The following is a 14,087-nucleotide window of genomic DNA, read 5'->3' on the forward strand; positions in this document are numbered from 1 at the left end:
CGCATGGCGTCGTCGCTTGTCGGTCACGATGCTTCGGCATCGCTCCCTCCGCACTCCTCGCCCTGCGCCAAAATCCGCTCCGTCTCGACCCCGTTCTAATTGAGTTCAGACCCTAGATTTACCGGCAACCTTCGATATAGCGGACATATTCCCGTCGGCTTGGCCGGCATGTGATCAGTTTGAAGGCGCGAACCCAATTCGATGACCGCACTCGACCGGTACATGGCGCGCCTGATCGCGGTCCCGCTGATCTCCACGCTGCTGATCTCGGCAATGCTGCTGGTGCTCGACCGGATGCTGCGCCTGTTCGACTTCGTCGCGAGCGAGGGCGGGCCGGTCAGCGTGGTGTGGCAGATGCTCGCCAATCTGCTGCCCGAGTATCTGGGTCTCGGCATCCCGATCGGGCTGATGCTCGGCATCCTGCTCGCCTTCCGCCGTCTTGCCACCACGTCGGAGCTCGACGTGTTGCGCGCGGTGGGGATGAGCTATGGGCGCATGCTGCGCGTACCGTTCATGTACGCCATTGCCCTGGCTGCGCTGAACCTCGCAATTGTCGGCTATATCCAACCACTTGCCCGCTATAATTACGAAGGGCTGCGCTTCGAGCTGCGCACCGGCGCGCTCGGCGCATCAATCAAGGTGGGCGAGTTCACCAACGTTGGCGACCGCATGACGCTGCGGATCGAGGAGAGCAAGAATGAGGGCCGCGACCTGTCGGGCATCTTCGTCAGCGCGCGTGCGCCGGGCGGCGACATCGTGTCCGCGACCGCCGAAAAGGGTCAGTTCCTGCGCACCGACGACCCCGACGTCATCATTTTTCGCCTGACCAAGGGCACGCTGATCCACCAGTCGCCCAAGTTTGACGTGCCGCGCGTGCTGACCTTCGACGCGCACGATCTGCCCATCGACCTGCCCAAGTTCGAACAATTCCGTCAGCGCGGCGAGAACAAGCTTGAACTCACGCTGCCGCAGCTCGCCAAGATCGGCAGCGATCCACAGGTGAGCGAGCAGGAACGCGACTCCAGCCGCTCGACCTTCCATTTCCGGGTGGTGGAGGTGGCGACGATGCTGCTGCTGCCCTTCCTCGCGCTCGCGCTGGGGGTTCCGCCCAAACGGTCGACGTCCGCGCTCGGCGTGTTCCTGTCGATCGTGATGATCGTCACCTATCACAAGATCAACGAATACGCCCAGTCGATCGGCAGCCTGGGGCGGATCGACCCGCTGATCGCGCTGTGGGGACCGTTCCTGATCTTCGCCGCTTTGGTGTTCTGGATGTATTACACCCTCGCGTTCGTCCCCGGGGGACAGCCGATCGGCGCGCTTGAGAAATTTTTCGCCAAGGCGTGGAAGTCGGTCGCGAAATATCTGCCCGGCCGGCGCAAGCGGAAGGCAGCGGCATGATCCACGCGCTCACCGATTTCTTCCCGTCGCGGACCGTGTCGCTCTACATGGCGCGCTCTTTCCTGATCAACACGTTCGCGTTCCTGATCGGGCTGGTGCTGATCCTGCAGACGCTGGATCTGCTGAGCGAATCCGGGCGGATCCTCGCCTATCCCGGCAATGGCGATGCGCAGGTGTGGAAATATGTCAGCCTGCGCGTGCCACAGATCATCGCGACCTTCCTGCCCTTTTCGGTGCTGCTGGGCACGATCATCACCTTCACAACGATGAACCAGAATAGCGAGATCATCGCGCTCAAGGCATCGGGCCTCTCGGCGCATCAGGTGCTCGCGCCGTTGATGATCGCGGGGCTCGGCGTGGCGATCATCTCGTTCACCTTCAACGACCGCATCGTCTCGCGCGCCAGTACGACGCTGGCGGCGTGGAAGAAGGTCGAATATGGGCCGCTGCCGATCGATCGCGGAGACCGGTCCAACGTATGGGTCCGCGATGGCAGCCATCTGGTCCATGCCCAGCAGATCAAGGGGCGCGGCGACGCGGCGATCCTGGGCGGCATCACCGTTTATGAACGCGATGGCGCAGCGCTGAAATCGCTGGTCCGCGCCAAGATCGGGCGGCGTGAGGGCGATGGCTGGCGCGTCGAGGGTGCAGAGCGGTTCGATGTCGCAACCGGCAAGCTGACCCCGCTGGGCACCGTTGTGGTGGCGCAGGGCGTTCGCCCCGACCAGTTCACCCTGTCCAATGTCGATGCAGAAAGCATGTCATTCGGCGCGCTGTCCGAAGCGATTGACGATCTGCGCGCCGCCGGCCGCCCGACCAAGGCGCTGGAAGGCGCGCTGTGGCACAAGCTGTCCGGCCCGCTCTCGGCCGTGCTGATGCCGCTGCTCGCCGCCGTCGCGGCATTTGGCATCGCCCGCTCGGGCAAGCTGTTCGTCCGCGCGGTGATGGGAATGGGCCTCGGCTTCCTCTACTTCGTCGCCGACAATTTCGCGCTGGCGATGGGCAATCTCGGCGCCTACCCACCCTTCCTCGCTGCCTGGGCGCCGTTCCTGCTGTTCGCGATGATCGGCGAAGCGGTGCTGCTCAAGAGCGAGGAATAGACCTTCCACCGTCGCCCCGGGCTTGACCCGGGGCTGGGCTGCCTTGGCCGAAGGCGCTAAGAGGCCCCGGGCCGGGTCAAGCCCAGGCAGACGAAAAAGGGCGGCAAGTCTTCATCGCCCGCCGCCCCAATCTCTTCTTACGCCGCAAGCAATGGTCAGCCCGCCCGCACCTTCATCGTGCTCGCCGCCAGCCGCGCCATCAGGCCGCGCAGCGTCGGGTAATTGGCTCCCTGATAGGTCGACTCAGTCCCAAGCGCTTCCGACAGCCGCCGATGCGCTTCCGTCAGCGAATGATAGGGCAGGCTCGGCAGCAGATGGTGGAGCGCGTGGAAGCGCAGCCCCACCGGCGCCCACAGATACGGCAGGAACCCGCCCGGCACGTTGACGCTGTCGAGATACTGCGCGGTCACCGTCAGCGGCTCGCCCTCATTCTCCCACAGATGCGCCACCAGCGTGCGCACCTGATTGAGCACCGCGACGCCAGAGATCACGACCATATAGGTCAGGAACGCCTTGAGCGGCAGCACCCCGGTCGCGACCGTGGCGATGAGCGTAACGGCAACGATGCTCGCCCCAATCTCCTGCCAGCGCCATTGTTTCGCAAACTCGCCCTCGGGCGACTTGCGCTCGAACTTCGGGTTGATCTGCAACCCCGAATAGCGACCGACGACGATACGGCGCAGCTTCTTCGAAAGCAGCGACAGCGGCCCCAGCACGCCGAACCGCAGCAACAGGCCAACCGGCATCAGCGTCGACACCAGCAGGAACACCGGCAGCGTCCACGGCTTCATCAGCGCCAGCGGCAGATATTCGGGATCCTCCACCGTGCCATAGCGCGTGCGCGTGTGGTGGATGGTGTGAATGCCCTCATACATGAAGCTCGGCAGCATCATCGGGATGCCGAGCAGCACATTCCAGCCGACACGGAAGCCCGGCAGCAGCGAATGCTTGAGGTGCGTGATCTCATGGATGAACAGGCTGGCGCGATACAGCGCGAGCACCGCCACCACCCCGCTCGCCAAGGCCCAGCCGAACGACGGCGCCAGGATCGCACCCGCCAGCGCGGCATAGCCAAGCGCCGCCGATCCCAGGAAATCGGTCCAGTAGATACGCGGGTTCGGCGTCTGCAGGTCGCGCGTCAGTTCGGCCGCGGCGCGCAGCATCGCCTTGTCATCGGCCATGCCCGACAGGCGGATCTTCGCCGGCGCGGCGGGCGCGTCAGCCACGCGGTCCTGCACGGCCGCATCGAGGGCGAGGGTGTTCATAGCATTCGGCATTGCCAACAGATCGTGGCCATTGCGTGGCATTTCAACGTCTCCATCCGCGATCGCGCCGGGCTGGATCGGTTCTGGCACCGGCCCGCTCCCCCAACTCAATTGCTCGCAGTTGACTTGTCGCGCGCTTGGCATGACTGCTTTGACCAAGATCAACGAAAGGTGCCATTTCGTGGCCAATGCCCCCCTCGCCATCCGTCCGGTCACCAGCAAGGCGGACACGCGCGACTTCATCGAACTTGCCTATCGCCTCAATCGTGGCGACCCGAACTGGGTGCCCCCGCTGCGCAGCGAGGTCGCGGGTGCGATCAATCCCAAGAAGAATGGCTGGTTCAGCCATGCCGAAGCGCAGCTGTTCCTCGCCGAACGCGACGGCCGCCCGGTCGGGCGTATCGCCGCGCATATCGACCGGCTGGCACTGGAAATGCCGGCCGAGCAGGGCTTCGGCCCCGGCACCGGCTTTTTCGGGCTATTCGAGGCGGAAGACGCTACCGTCGCCCGCGCGCTGATCAATACGGCGCAGGACTGGCTCCGCAAAAAGGGGATGACCCGCGTGATCGGCCCGGTATCGCTGTCGATCTGGGAAGAACCCGGCCTGCTGATCCAGGGCCATGACCATGCCCCGACCGTGATGATGGGCCACCACAAGCCGGCCTATCGCAACTATATCGAGGACGCGGGCTTCGTGCCGGTCAAGCAGCTCAAAACCTATGAGCTCGACATCACGAAAGACTTCCCCCCGCTGGTGCAGCGCATCGTCGCGCTGGGCGAGAAGAGCGACCGCATCCGCATCCGCACCGTCGACAAGTCGCGCTTCGCCGAAGAGGCCGCGCTGATCCTCAGCATCCTCAACGATGCCTGGTCGGACAATTGGGGGTTCGTGCCGCTGACTCAGCCGGAAATCGACGATGTCGGCAAAAAGCTGAAGCCGATCGTGTTCGAAAAGCTGATCCGCATCGCCGAACTGGATGGTGAGCCGGTCGCGTTCATGATCACCCTGCCGGACCTCAACGAAGCGATCGCGCCGCTCAACGGCAATCTGTTCCCGCTGGGCTGGGCCAAACTGTTGTGGTGGTTGCACCGTGGCAAGGCGCGGACGATGCGCGTACCGCTGATGGGCGTGCTCAAGAAGCTGCAGGGATCGCGCATGGCGAGCCAACTGGCCTTCATGATGATCGAATATATTCGCCGCGACGCGATTGCCGATTTCGGGGCGAGCCGCGGCGAGATCGGCTGGGTGCTCGACGATAATCAGGGGATGAACGCCATCGCCGAAACGATCGAGAGCCGCGTCAACCGGGTCTATCAGATTTACGCGAAAGACCTCGGATAGGCCGACAGTTAGAATATGCGGCCCGCGGCGATAGGGGACGCCGCGGGCCGCGCCCTCGTTACCGTTGCGGGGCGAGGGGATCGAAATTGTCGTCCGCAATCCAGTCCGCGCGGGTCTTGCAGATCTTCTTCGCCAGGCGCGAGCCGGTGGTCATCGTCTCGACGCAATAGCGCTTGGTATCGGCCTTCACGGAGGCTGCTTCGGTCGATTGCGCCGGAGCGGACGGTGCGGTGTCGCGAGCCATGGCGGGAGCAGCGGTGGCGACGATCAGACTGGCTGCGGCGACGGTGATGAACTTGCGCATGATGGGTCTCCTCGGGAAAAGCTTGGGGGCTTTGCGGGCCGGCTGGCTGCTCTGCTCTACCCGCAGCTGTGTTAGTGCATTAGTCATGCCAAACACTGCAACCTAGGAATAACAATCACTTAGCCCGTCGCAAAAGCAACGATCTGGAAAAATTTCACTGATTGTCGGGAAAACGCGCCAAGTTTCGGCGCGCCGCTTAGCTGCGCAGTTTCGCCCAGGTCGGCGCGTGATCGCTCGCCTTTTCGCGACCGCGATAGTCCTTGTCGACGCCCGCATCGACGAAGCGGTCTGCGGCGATCGGGCTGAGCAGCAGATGATCGATGCGGAACCCCGCATCGCGCTGCCATGCGCCCGCCTGATAGTCCCAGAAGGTCCATACGCGCCCCGCCGGAAAGCGGGTGCGCAGTGCGTCGGTCCAGCCCTGTGCCAGCAGCGCGCGATACCCCTGTCGCGATTCCGGCTGCATCAGCGCATCGTCGGCCATCGCCTTGACCGAATAAACGTCGTCATCATTGGGAATGACGTTGTAATCGCCCGCCAGCACCACTGGCCGCTCTTCGGCGAGCAGGTCGCGGGCATGGGCGGACAAGCGCTCGATCCAGCGCAGCTTGTAATCGAATTTCGGCCCCGGCACCGGGTTGCCATTGGGGAGGTAGATCGACGCGATCACCACGCCGTTCACCTCCGCCTCGATATAGCGGCTATGCTCATCCTCGGGCTCGCCCGCCAGGCCGCGCTTGCGCTCGATCGGGTCGGCGCCCTTGGCGAGGATGGCGACGCCGTTGAAGCCCTTTTGCCCATGCCACACCGCGCCATAACCTGCGGCGCGGATATCGGCTTCGGGAAAGCCCTCGTCCGCCGACTTCAGCTCTTGCAGGCACACCACATCGGGCTGCTGCTCGGTCAGATATTCGATCAGGCGCGGCAGGCGCGCCTTGATCCCGTTCACATTGTAGCTGACGATCTTCAAGGTGCGGTCAGACGGCGAAGCTGGTGCCGCAGCCGCATCCGGACGCAGCGTTGGGATTGGTCACGCGAAACGCCGCGCCGCCCAGCGATTCGACGAAATCGACGCTGGCGCCGCGCACCAGGTCGAGGCTGATCGAATCGACCAGCAACGTGACACCATCGGTCTGCGCGATCGCATCGTCCTCGGCGGGCGCATCGGCCAGCTCGAACTTATACTGAAAGCCCGAACAGCCCCCGCCCTCGACCGACAGGCGCAGCGTGGCGGGCTTTCCCTGCTTCGCCGCAATCGCGGCAACGCGCGCGGCGGCGGACGGGGTCAGGCTGATCTCTTCGGAAAGCGCAGTTGCCATACAGCGCAGATAGGCGTGCGCGGCGCTGGTCGCAACCGCCCTTGGCGCGCCTGCTTGACCCGGCGCGGCGGCGCGCGCACCCTCCACGCATGTTCGGCTTTCGCAAACGGCCCAAATCGATCGAAATCACGGGGTTCGACGACGAACCACCGCAGCTGTTCACCGCCCTGTTGTGCGACGGCTTTGTCGTGCGCAACGTGCCGGACTTTGCCGCCTGGATCGCGCTGCTGCGCACCCTCCAGCGCGACCATCCCGACGTCCGCGTGCTCGGGTCGCTCGATGACGTCCACCAGAGCGCCTATACGTCGGGCCACGCGATCGAAACGCATGATCTCGACCGGATCGAAGGGCTGGCCGAGCCGGACGACTATCGCGGCTATCTGTTGCGCCGCGACCAGTTTCCGATCCGTCTCGCCAATCTGTTGGCGCGGGCGCGTGGTGTAACCTTCGCCAGCCTGGCAGGGTTGTTACCCTGGAGCACACCCGGCGACGCCAACGACCCGATCACGATCAACGCCGATCCCGACGCAGCATTGGGCTGGCGGCACGAAAAGCTGTTCCTTGCGCAGCGCGTCCCCGTTGCCACAGCGGCAGAAACTGTCGCGGCGTGGCCCAATGGCTATTTCGTGGGCGACCTTAATCCGATGCAGAATCTGGCACTGGCGCAACATCTGGACACAGAATTTGGTCTGAAGCTATGCGCGATCGGCGCGGGTCGCCTTGCCTTTGTGTCCGACACGCCGCTTGATGCCAGGACCGCGGCCCAAGCCGCCACCGACATCGTCAGCCTCTATGCGGATGGACCATCCGACGCCGCCGACCGCCTCGCTGCATGGCTGGGCGCGCACGACACGCTGCTGATCCGCTACACCGAAAGCTGAGCGCAAACGGAAAAGGGCCGCCCGGTTGTCCCGGTGCGGCCCCGTCCCTCTCCTGTTATCTCGTCTGAATTAATTGCCGCCGACGGCGGTCAGCTGCAGGCGCGCGGCGCTCTGTTGAACCTGCTCGATCACGCTGGTGTTCTGCATGAACGGCATCGGGTTCAGCGCCTTACCGTCGACGCGTACTTCATAGTGAAGATGGCTGCCGGTCGAACGCCCGGTCGACCCCATCAGGCCGATCAGCTGACCGCGACGCACGCGGGTGTTCGGGGCGACCAGGATCTTGGACAGATGGCCATAGCGGGTCTCGATGCCCTTGCCATGGTTGATGGTGATCAGATTGCCATAGCCGCCAAAGCGACCGGTGCGACCCGTGACACCGTCGGCGGTCGCATAGATCGGGGTGCCGATCGGGCCGGGGATGTCGATGCCGGCGTGCATCGCGGCAGTGCCGTGGAACGGATCGGAGCGGACGCCAAAGCTGCTGGTCAGGCGCATATTTTCGACCGGCTGGAGCGACGGGATCGCGATCACCGACTGTTCGAGCACGTCGAGCTTCTGCCACGTCTGGAAGAGCGAGCGGAACTGCGCGTCGGCGCTCGCTTCGCCGGCTGCCGCCGCGCCCTCAGGCGCTGCCTCATACGGGCCACCCATGCCGCCGCTGACGAAGCGCTCGGGCTGGATGCCCATCTTGCGCAGCTGCTGCTGGGTCAGATGGAGCCGGATCTGGGCGGTGCGATGCGCCTTGGCGGCCAGCTGGGCCTGCCGCGCTTCGACCTGACGCAGCGGAGCAAGCACTTCGCGGGCCATCGCGCTGTTGGCGTCGACCGAGACATTTTCGATCGGCATGCCGACATCGGCGGGCGAACCCTTGCCGCTCAGCACCCCGGCGATGATCTTCTGGCGCTGCTCGACACGCGCGGCCTGAACCTTGGCGGCTTCCTTGATCGCGGCGACATCGGCTTCGAGTCGGGTCATTTCGGCGCGCATCTTTTCCATGCGCGCTTCGGGCGTCGCGGCGGTGCCGGCCACGCCGGTCGCCATGATCGCGCCGAATGCGGCCTGCGACACGCCATAAGCGGAGAAGGTGACGGTGATCGCGGCGACACCGGCGAGGATCGCCTGGGTCCGGCCTGCGACGCTGAAGCGCTTGAGGTCGCGCCCGTCATGAAAGATGAAATCACGGGTCGTGAAGAGATCGCGGAACCGCGATACCAAATTCGCGTTGAGTGTAGTGCTGACCATGAGTCCCCGGCAACCACAGACACGCGCCAATTCAGTGGCACACGCCTTCGTTAAGCAATCACGTCCGGAAGCAGCCCCTCCGCATCCGACGCATTGGGTTAGAGACTGATCGGGCCGGACACGGCAAGGCTTTCGTAATAGTCGCGCGTTAGACCGGCTGTCTCGCGCGCCGAGTCGTTGAACGGAGGCTTAACCGTTCCGCGAAAATAACGATCGAGCAGCGCGCGCCACTCCGCCCGCGAATCGATTCGCCGCTCCGCACACAGCGATTCGAACCAGCGCGTGCCCGCGGCAACATGCACGATTTCGTCGCGGAAAATCCGGCCAAGGATGGCGGCGGTGGCATAATCACCGACCGCTTTGAACCGTTCGATCGTGGTCGGCGTGACGTCCAGCCCGCGCGCCTCCAGCACCATCGGCACCACCGCCAGCCGCGCGGCGGGATCGTGCGCCGTAGCGCGCGCCGCTTCCCACAGACCGTCATGGGCCGGCATCGCGCCATAATGGCTGCCCAACTGTTTCAGCCGCCGGTCCAGCAAAGCAAAGTGCATCGCCTCGTCCGCGCCGACCTTCATCCAGTCATCGGTAAAGGCGCGCGGGAACTGCCCACCGAACCGCCCGACCAGATCGAACGCGAGGTCGATCGCAACGAACTCGATATGCGCGAGCGCATGGATCAGCGCGATCCGGCCATGCTCCGATCCCTTGCCGCGCCTGGGCATGCGATTCGGCGGCAACAGTTCGGGAGCTGCCGGACGCGCAGGCTCGTCCGGCATCGCCACATCGAAGCTGAAGCCGAGTCGCCCCAGCCGCCAGTCGCGCGCGGCCTTGCGCGCGGCTGCAACCTTCGCGAGCGGATCTGCGGTCAGAAGAACCGTGGCCGCAGCCTGCGCAACCGTATCCCTCACGCCGCCTGAAGCTCCTTCGCGGCCTCCAGCACCTCGATCACATGCCCCGGCACGCGCACCTTGCGCCACGCGCGGACCAGCGCGCCATCGGCGTCAAACAGGAATGTCGAGCGGTCGATCCCCATATATTTCTTTCCGTACATCGATTTCTCGACCCACGATCCGAACGCCTCCAGCGCCTTGCCATCGGGATCCGTCGCGAGCGGGACGGTCAGGTCATATTTGGTGACGAACTTCTGGTGCTTGATCGTGTTGTCGCGCGATACGCCGAGCAACCGCACGCCCAACGCATCGAACTGGCTTTTGAACGCGCTGAAATCCTGCGCCTCGCGGGTGCAGCCGGCGGTATCGTCCTTGGGGTAGAAATAAAGCACGAGCGGCGCCCCGATCATCCCGTCCAGCCGGAACCCATTGCCGTCGAGGTCGATCAGCTCGACCGTCGGCATCTTGTCGCCTTCCTCAATCCGCATTGTCAGCTCCCCTGTGCCCGCGCCGCCATGGCCCAGGCTTTGGCGACCTCCTGCCGATGCTGATCGAGCAGCGCAACCACCTCATTCCATCCCGTTGCGCCGACCGCATGCGCCACCATCGCCCGGGTCGCTTCGCCCGGCGGCTGAGCATCCGGTGCGACCAGCCGCATCGTCACCAGCAGGCGCGTGAGGAAATCATGCGCCGCGCCGATTGTCGGCGGCAACAGCGCCTGTTCCGTCAGCGCATCGATCGCCTCGCGCAGCCCCGGCGCGAACCCGGTGCGGTGAACCAGCTGCAGCGTGTGGACCGCAAACTCCAGATCGACGAGGCCACCCGGCAACAGCTTGGCGTCGAGCGGCCCCTGTGGCGGCTTATGCGCGGCCATGTCGGCGCGCATCTTCGTCGCCTCCGCCGCGATGTCCCGCTCCGGTCGATCGCCCGCCAGCACCTTGTCGATCACCGCCGCGACCGCATCCCGCCCCGCAGCCGATCCGAACACCGTCCGCGCGCGGGTGAGCGCCATATGCTCCCAGGTCCACGCCTCCTCGCGCTGGTACCGGGCAAAGCCATCGAGCGAGACCACCAGCGGCCCCTGCGCCCCCGACGGACGCAGCCGCGTATCCACCTCGTACAGCGCGCCCGCCGCCGTCGCGACCGACAGCGCCGCGATCACCCGCTGGGCAAGGCGGTTATAATAGGTCACCGCCCCCAACGGCTTCTCGCCGTCGGACTCCGCGAGGTGATCGCCGGTGAACAGGAAGATGAGGTCGAGGTCGCTGGCATGGGTCAGCGCTCCGCCACCGAACCGCCCAAGCGCCAGGATGACCAGCTCGCTGTCCGGCACCCGGCCATGCCGCACCGCAAATTCCGCCACCGTCGCTTCGGCCAGCACCGCCAGCGCCGCCTCCGCCACCCGCGCATAGCCCGCCGATACGTCGAGCGGATCGCTCGCCCCCGCGACGATCTGCGCACCAAGGGCAAAGCGCTTCTCGCCCACGACCTGACGCACGCGATCCAGCAGCCGCTGATAATCGTCCCCCGCCTCCCGCCGCGCCATGTCGCGCGCCAGCTCCGCCACCGACCCGACCGGCGCCAACGCGGTCGCATCGATCAGCCCGTCGAGCAGCTCGACCCGCCGCGCCAGCGCATCGGCCAGCGTCGGCGCGTGACTGAGGATCGTGGCGAGCAGCTGTGCCAGCGTCGGTCGCGCTTCGAGCAAATGGAACAGGTTGAGCGCGGTCGGCAGCCGCGACAGGATCGTGTCGAGCCGCGCCAGCGCCGCACCCGGATCGGGCGACTGGCCGATGGCAGCGATCAACGGGGGCAAGGCCGCCTCCATCGCCGCCTGCGCCGGAGGGCTGCGCAGCGCAGGATAGCGCCCGCTCCGCCACCCCTCGATCAGTCGCGTCGCGCTGGCCGGATCGGCAAAGCCAGCCTCCGCCAGCCCCGACTCGACCACCGTCACGCCGGTCGGCCCCTGCCGCCCCTCCTCGCCATCGAGCGCATCATAGATTTCGCCGACCGCCTCGACATGCGGGCGGAGCAGATCGAGCAGGTCTCCGCCTGAATCCAACCCATGCAGACGCGCCACTGCGTCGAGCGCCTCGCCATGCGGCAGAGCGTGGGTCTGGCGGTCGTCGATCATCTGCACGCGATGCTCGATCGTGCGAAACAGGATATAGGCGTCGCGCAGCTGCGCCGCTGCGTCCGCATCAACCCGCCCCGCCGCCGCCAGCGCCGCCAGCGCGTCGAGCGTCGCGGGCGCACGCAGCGCCGGGTCGCGCCCGCCATGGATCAACTGGTGGATCTGGGCAAAAAACTCGACTTCGCGGATGCCGCCGCGCCCGCGCTTGAGGTCGAACCCCGGTCCGAATGCCTGGCCCTGTGCATGATGATCGCGGATGCGGCGCGAAATCCCGCGGATCTCGCGGATCGTGCCGTAGTCGAGCGCGCGCCGCCACACGAACGGGCGGATCGTGTCGAGAAACCCCTGCCCCAGCGTGCAATCCCCGGCCGCGGCCCGCGCACGAATGAACGCCGCCCGCTCCCACGGCAGCGCTTGCGATTCATAATAGCTGATCGCCGCCTCGGCTGGCAGCACGATGGGCGTCACCTCGGGCGATGGGCGCAGCCGCAGGTCGATGCGCAGCACATAGCCATCGGCATCGCGCGCCTGCAGGATTTCCACGACGCGCCGCCCGACGCGCACCGCTGCCTCCTCCACCGCGTCGCGCTCGCGATGCGGCAGCGTGGCGGGGTCGAAGATCAGGATCGGGTCGATGTCGGACGAGTAGTTGAGTTCATGACTGCCCTGCTTGCCCAGCGCGATGGCCGCCAGTCCGCGCGGCTCCGCGCCCGGTACCCGCTCGACGATCGCGCCCGCGATGGCAGCATCCAGCGCGTAATCGGCGAAATCCGACAGCGCGCGCGTCACCGTGACGAAATCGAGCTGCCCCGACAGGTCGCCGATCGCTGCCGCCAGCGCCAGCCGCCGCCTTTCGATCCGCAATCGGCGCGACAGCGGCATGGCGGGATCGTCGATCCGCGCTGCGCCGAGCGGATCACGGACCACGTTCGCCATATTCGAAACCAGCGCTTGCTCGCGCTCGACCAGATGGGCCAGGAACGGCGCGTTTTGGACAGCGCGCGCGAGTGCATCGCCAATCGCAGTGTGGTCTCCGACCATGCGACTATCGTTTCGGCCAGCGATCAGACAGTTTCTGATCTGTCAAGCAACAAATTGCAGAAAGAGACGTTCTGTATCGCATGGGTTCCAACGCACCTCGATCGCCCGCAGGGCAACGCGATAGCGGCTATTGGGTCGAAGCGCCACGCGTCACCGATGCGATCGGTTTCGTGCTGCGCGACACCTATGCCGATGACCGCGACCTGCCCGATGAGATGCGCGACCTGCTGAGCCAGCTCAGCATGGTCGATCGCTCCGGCGGACGCGACAGCCACGGCTGACCGCGCGATTATTCGCGGCTGAGTTCGTCGACCTCATCCATGATCGTGTCGAGCGCGCTGCGGCCGTCGCTGACGCTGTCGGCACGCGACGGAAGCTCCCCGCCGTTCATCAGCGCTTCGAGCGCCACCCGACCACGCGCAACGCGGCTCTTGATCGTGCCGACCGCCACGCCACAAATCTCGGCGGCTTCCTCATAGGCAAAGCCGCCTGCCCCGACCAGGATCAGCGCCTCGCGCTGCGGCTGCGGCAAATGCAACAGCGCGCGCTGCATGTCTGCGAGTTCGACGTGGCGATCCTGGCTGGCGGGCGCGGCGAGGATGCGGTCGGCGACCAGATCGTCCCACTCACCCTTGAACCGGGCGCGCCGCATCTGACTGAGATACAGGTTGCGCAGAATGATGAAGGTCCAGGCGCGCATATTGGTCCCGGCCTGAAACCGCTGACGCGCGGCCCATGCCTTCATCAGCGTCTCCTGCACCAGATCGTCGGCAAGATCGCGGCTACCTGACAGCGACCGTCCGAACGCGCGCAGATGCGGAATCACAAGCGCAAGCTGCTTCTTGAACTCGGGATCAGAGAGCGCAACATGCTCCACGGGCGTATATTCGTCAGTGTCGCTCATTAAAGTCCGTTCGTCTTGCGCAGCATTCTGCCGCACCACAGGAGATAGGCTTGCCGCGCACGTCCACCAAGCCGATCCATCAGATCAGCAGGTAGATCGCAAAGATCACGATGACCAGTGTCAGCGAGATGGCGAGGATGTAACGGGTCATGTGCGGGGTTGCCCCGGCGCGCACGCGATCCGTCTCGATATGCAGGGGGTCGTTTTGGTCAGCCATGACCCAACAACCCCCCAGAACCGTTTTAGGTCCGTAAGAAATGG

Annotated in this window: 15 protein-coding genes; 5 read left to right on the plus strand and 10 right to left on the minus strand. The window is 65.4% G+C overall.

The genetic code is table 11. The features are described from left to right. Positions 1-201 precede the first annotated feature (201 nt). Together lptF and lptG are read left to right on the plus strand one after the other, a co-directional pair. Complete coding sequence (lptF, locus tag KYX69_RS04930; RefSeq protein ID WP_300494441.1) at positions 202-1,401, plus strand: LPS export ABC transporter permease LptF; 1,200 nt, start codon at positions 202-204, stop codon at positions 1,399-1,401. Next, positions 1,398-2,501, plus strand: coding sequence for an LPS export ABC transporter permease LptG (gene lptG / locus KYX69_RS04935; protein ID WP_300494443.1), 1,104 nt, complete (start codon positions 1,398-1,400; stop codon positions 2,499-2,501). The genes lptF and lptG overlap by 4 nt, the downstream gene beginning before the upstream one ends. Positions 2,502-2,656: 155 nt before the next feature. On the opposite strand, the gene KYX69_RS04940 is transcribed toward lptG, so the two are convergent. Next, positions 2,657-3,766 (minus strand): fatty acid desaturase, encoded by a 1,110-nt coding sequence (locus tag KYX69_RS04940; protein ID WP_300494444.1) that lies wholly within the window; start codon positions 3,764-3,766, stop codon positions 2,657-2,659. Between the two features lie 181 nt (positions 3,767-3,947). Between KYX69_RS04940 and KYX69_RS04945 the strand changes: the two genes are divergently transcribed. After that, positions 3,948-5,108 carry an N-acetyltransferase gene (locus tag KYX69_RS04945; RefSeq protein WP_300494717.1) on the plus strand — a complete coding sequence of 387 codons (1,161 nt, stop codon included), beginning with the start codon at positions 3,948-3,950 and terminating at the stop codon, positions 5,106-5,108. 58 nt (positions 5,109-5,166) lie between these two features. On the opposite strand, the gene KYX69_RS04950 is transcribed toward KYX69_RS04945, so the two are convergent. The 3 genes from KYX69_RS04950 to erpA form a co-directional block, all read right to left on the minus strand. Beyond that, positions 5,167-5,412, minus strand: a complete 246-nt coding sequence (locus KYX69_RS04950) for a hypothetical protein (RefSeq protein WP_300494446.1) — start codon at positions 5,410-5,412, stop codon at positions 5,167-5,169. 196 nt (positions 5,413-5,608) lie between these two features. Next, positions 5,609-6,382 carry an exodeoxyribonuclease III gene (gene xth, locus KYX69_RS04955; RefSeq protein ID WP_300494448.1) on the minus strand — a complete coding sequence of 258 codons (774 nt, stop codon included), beginning with the start codon at positions 6,380-6,382 and terminating at the stop codon, positions 5,609-5,611. A gap of 7 nt (positions 6,383-6,389) precedes the next feature. Then, complete coding sequence (gene erpA, locus KYX69_RS04960; RefSeq protein ID WP_300494451.1) at positions 6,390-6,731, minus strand: iron-sulfur cluster insertion protein ErpA; 342 nt, start codon at positions 6,729-6,731, stop codon at positions 6,390-6,392. An 89-nt stretch (positions 6,732-6,820) separates the two neighbouring features. Between erpA and KYX69_RS04965 the strand changes: the two genes are divergently transcribed. Beyond that, positions 6,821-7,612 carry a hypothetical protein gene (locus KYX69_RS04965; RefSeq protein ID WP_300494453.1) on the plus strand — a complete coding sequence of 264 codons (792 nt, stop codon included), beginning with the start codon at positions 6,821-6,823 and terminating at the stop codon, positions 7,610-7,612. Positions 7,613-7,681: 69 nt separating this feature from the next. Here KYX69_RS04965 and KYX69_RS04970 read toward each other — a convergent pair whose 3' ends face one another. The 4 genes from KYX69_RS04970 to glnE form a co-directional block, all read right to left on the minus strand. Continuing rightward, on the minus strand, positions 7,682-8,857 hold the full coding sequence (locus tag KYX69_RS04970) for a M23 family metallopeptidase (protein WP_300494456.1): 1,176 nt from the start codon (positions 8,855-8,857) through the stop codon (positions 7,682-7,684). A 98-nt stretch (positions 8,858-8,955) separates the two neighbouring features. Further along, on the minus strand, positions 8,956-9,765 hold the full coding sequence (locus KYX69_RS04975) for a ferritin-like domain-containing protein (RefSeq protein WP_300494458.1): 810 nt from the start codon (positions 9,763-9,765) through the stop codon (positions 8,956-8,958). Next, the gene (locus tag KYX69_RS04980; RefSeq protein ID WP_300494460.1) at positions 9,762-10,235 is read right to left on the minus strand and encodes a peroxiredoxin; all 474 of its coding nucleotides are present in this window, start codon (positions 10,233-10,235) and stop codon (positions 9,762-9,764) included. The genes KYX69_RS04975 and KYX69_RS04980 overlap by 4 nt, the downstream gene beginning before the upstream one ends. A 2-nt stretch (positions 10,236-10,237) precedes the next feature. Further along, positions 10,238-12,922: a bifunctional [glutamate--ammonia ligase]-adenylyl-L-tyrosine phosphorylase/[glutamate--ammonia-ligase] adenylyltransferase gene (gene glnE, locus KYX69_RS04985; protein ID WP_300494462.1), complete on the minus strand. Its 2,685-nt coding sequence runs from the start codon at positions 12,920-12,922 to the stop codon at positions 10,238-10,240. An 80-nt stretch (positions 12,923-13,002) separates the two neighbouring features. On the opposite strand from glnE, the gene KYX69_RS04990 reads away from it, so the two are divergent. Beyond that, on the plus strand, positions 13,003-13,203 hold the full coding sequence (locus KYX69_RS04990) for a hypothetical protein (protein WP_300494464.1): 201 nt from the start codon (positions 13,003-13,005) through the stop codon (positions 13,201-13,203). Positions 13,204-13,211: 8 nt separating this feature from the next. On the opposite strand, the gene KYX69_RS04995 is transcribed toward KYX69_RS04990, so the two are convergent. Beyond that, positions 13,212-13,826, minus strand: a complete 615-nt coding sequence (locus tag KYX69_RS04995) for a sigma-70 family RNA polymerase sigma factor (RefSeq protein WP_300494467.1) — start codon at positions 13,824-13,826, stop codon at positions 13,212-13,214. Positions 13,827-13,905: 79 nt separating this feature from the next. Next, on the minus strand, positions 13,906-14,043 hold the full coding sequence (locus KYX69_RS05000; RefSeq protein WP_300494468.1) for a hypothetical protein: 138 nt from the start codon (positions 14,041-14,043) through the stop codon (positions 13,906-13,908). Between the last annotated feature and the right edge of the window lie 44 nt (positions 14,044-14,087).

The organism is Sphingomonas sp. (genome assembly GCF_030145815.1).
Taxonomy (GTDB): Bacteria; Pseudomonadota; Alphaproteobacteria; order Sphingomonadales; family Sphingomonadaceae; genus Sphingomonas.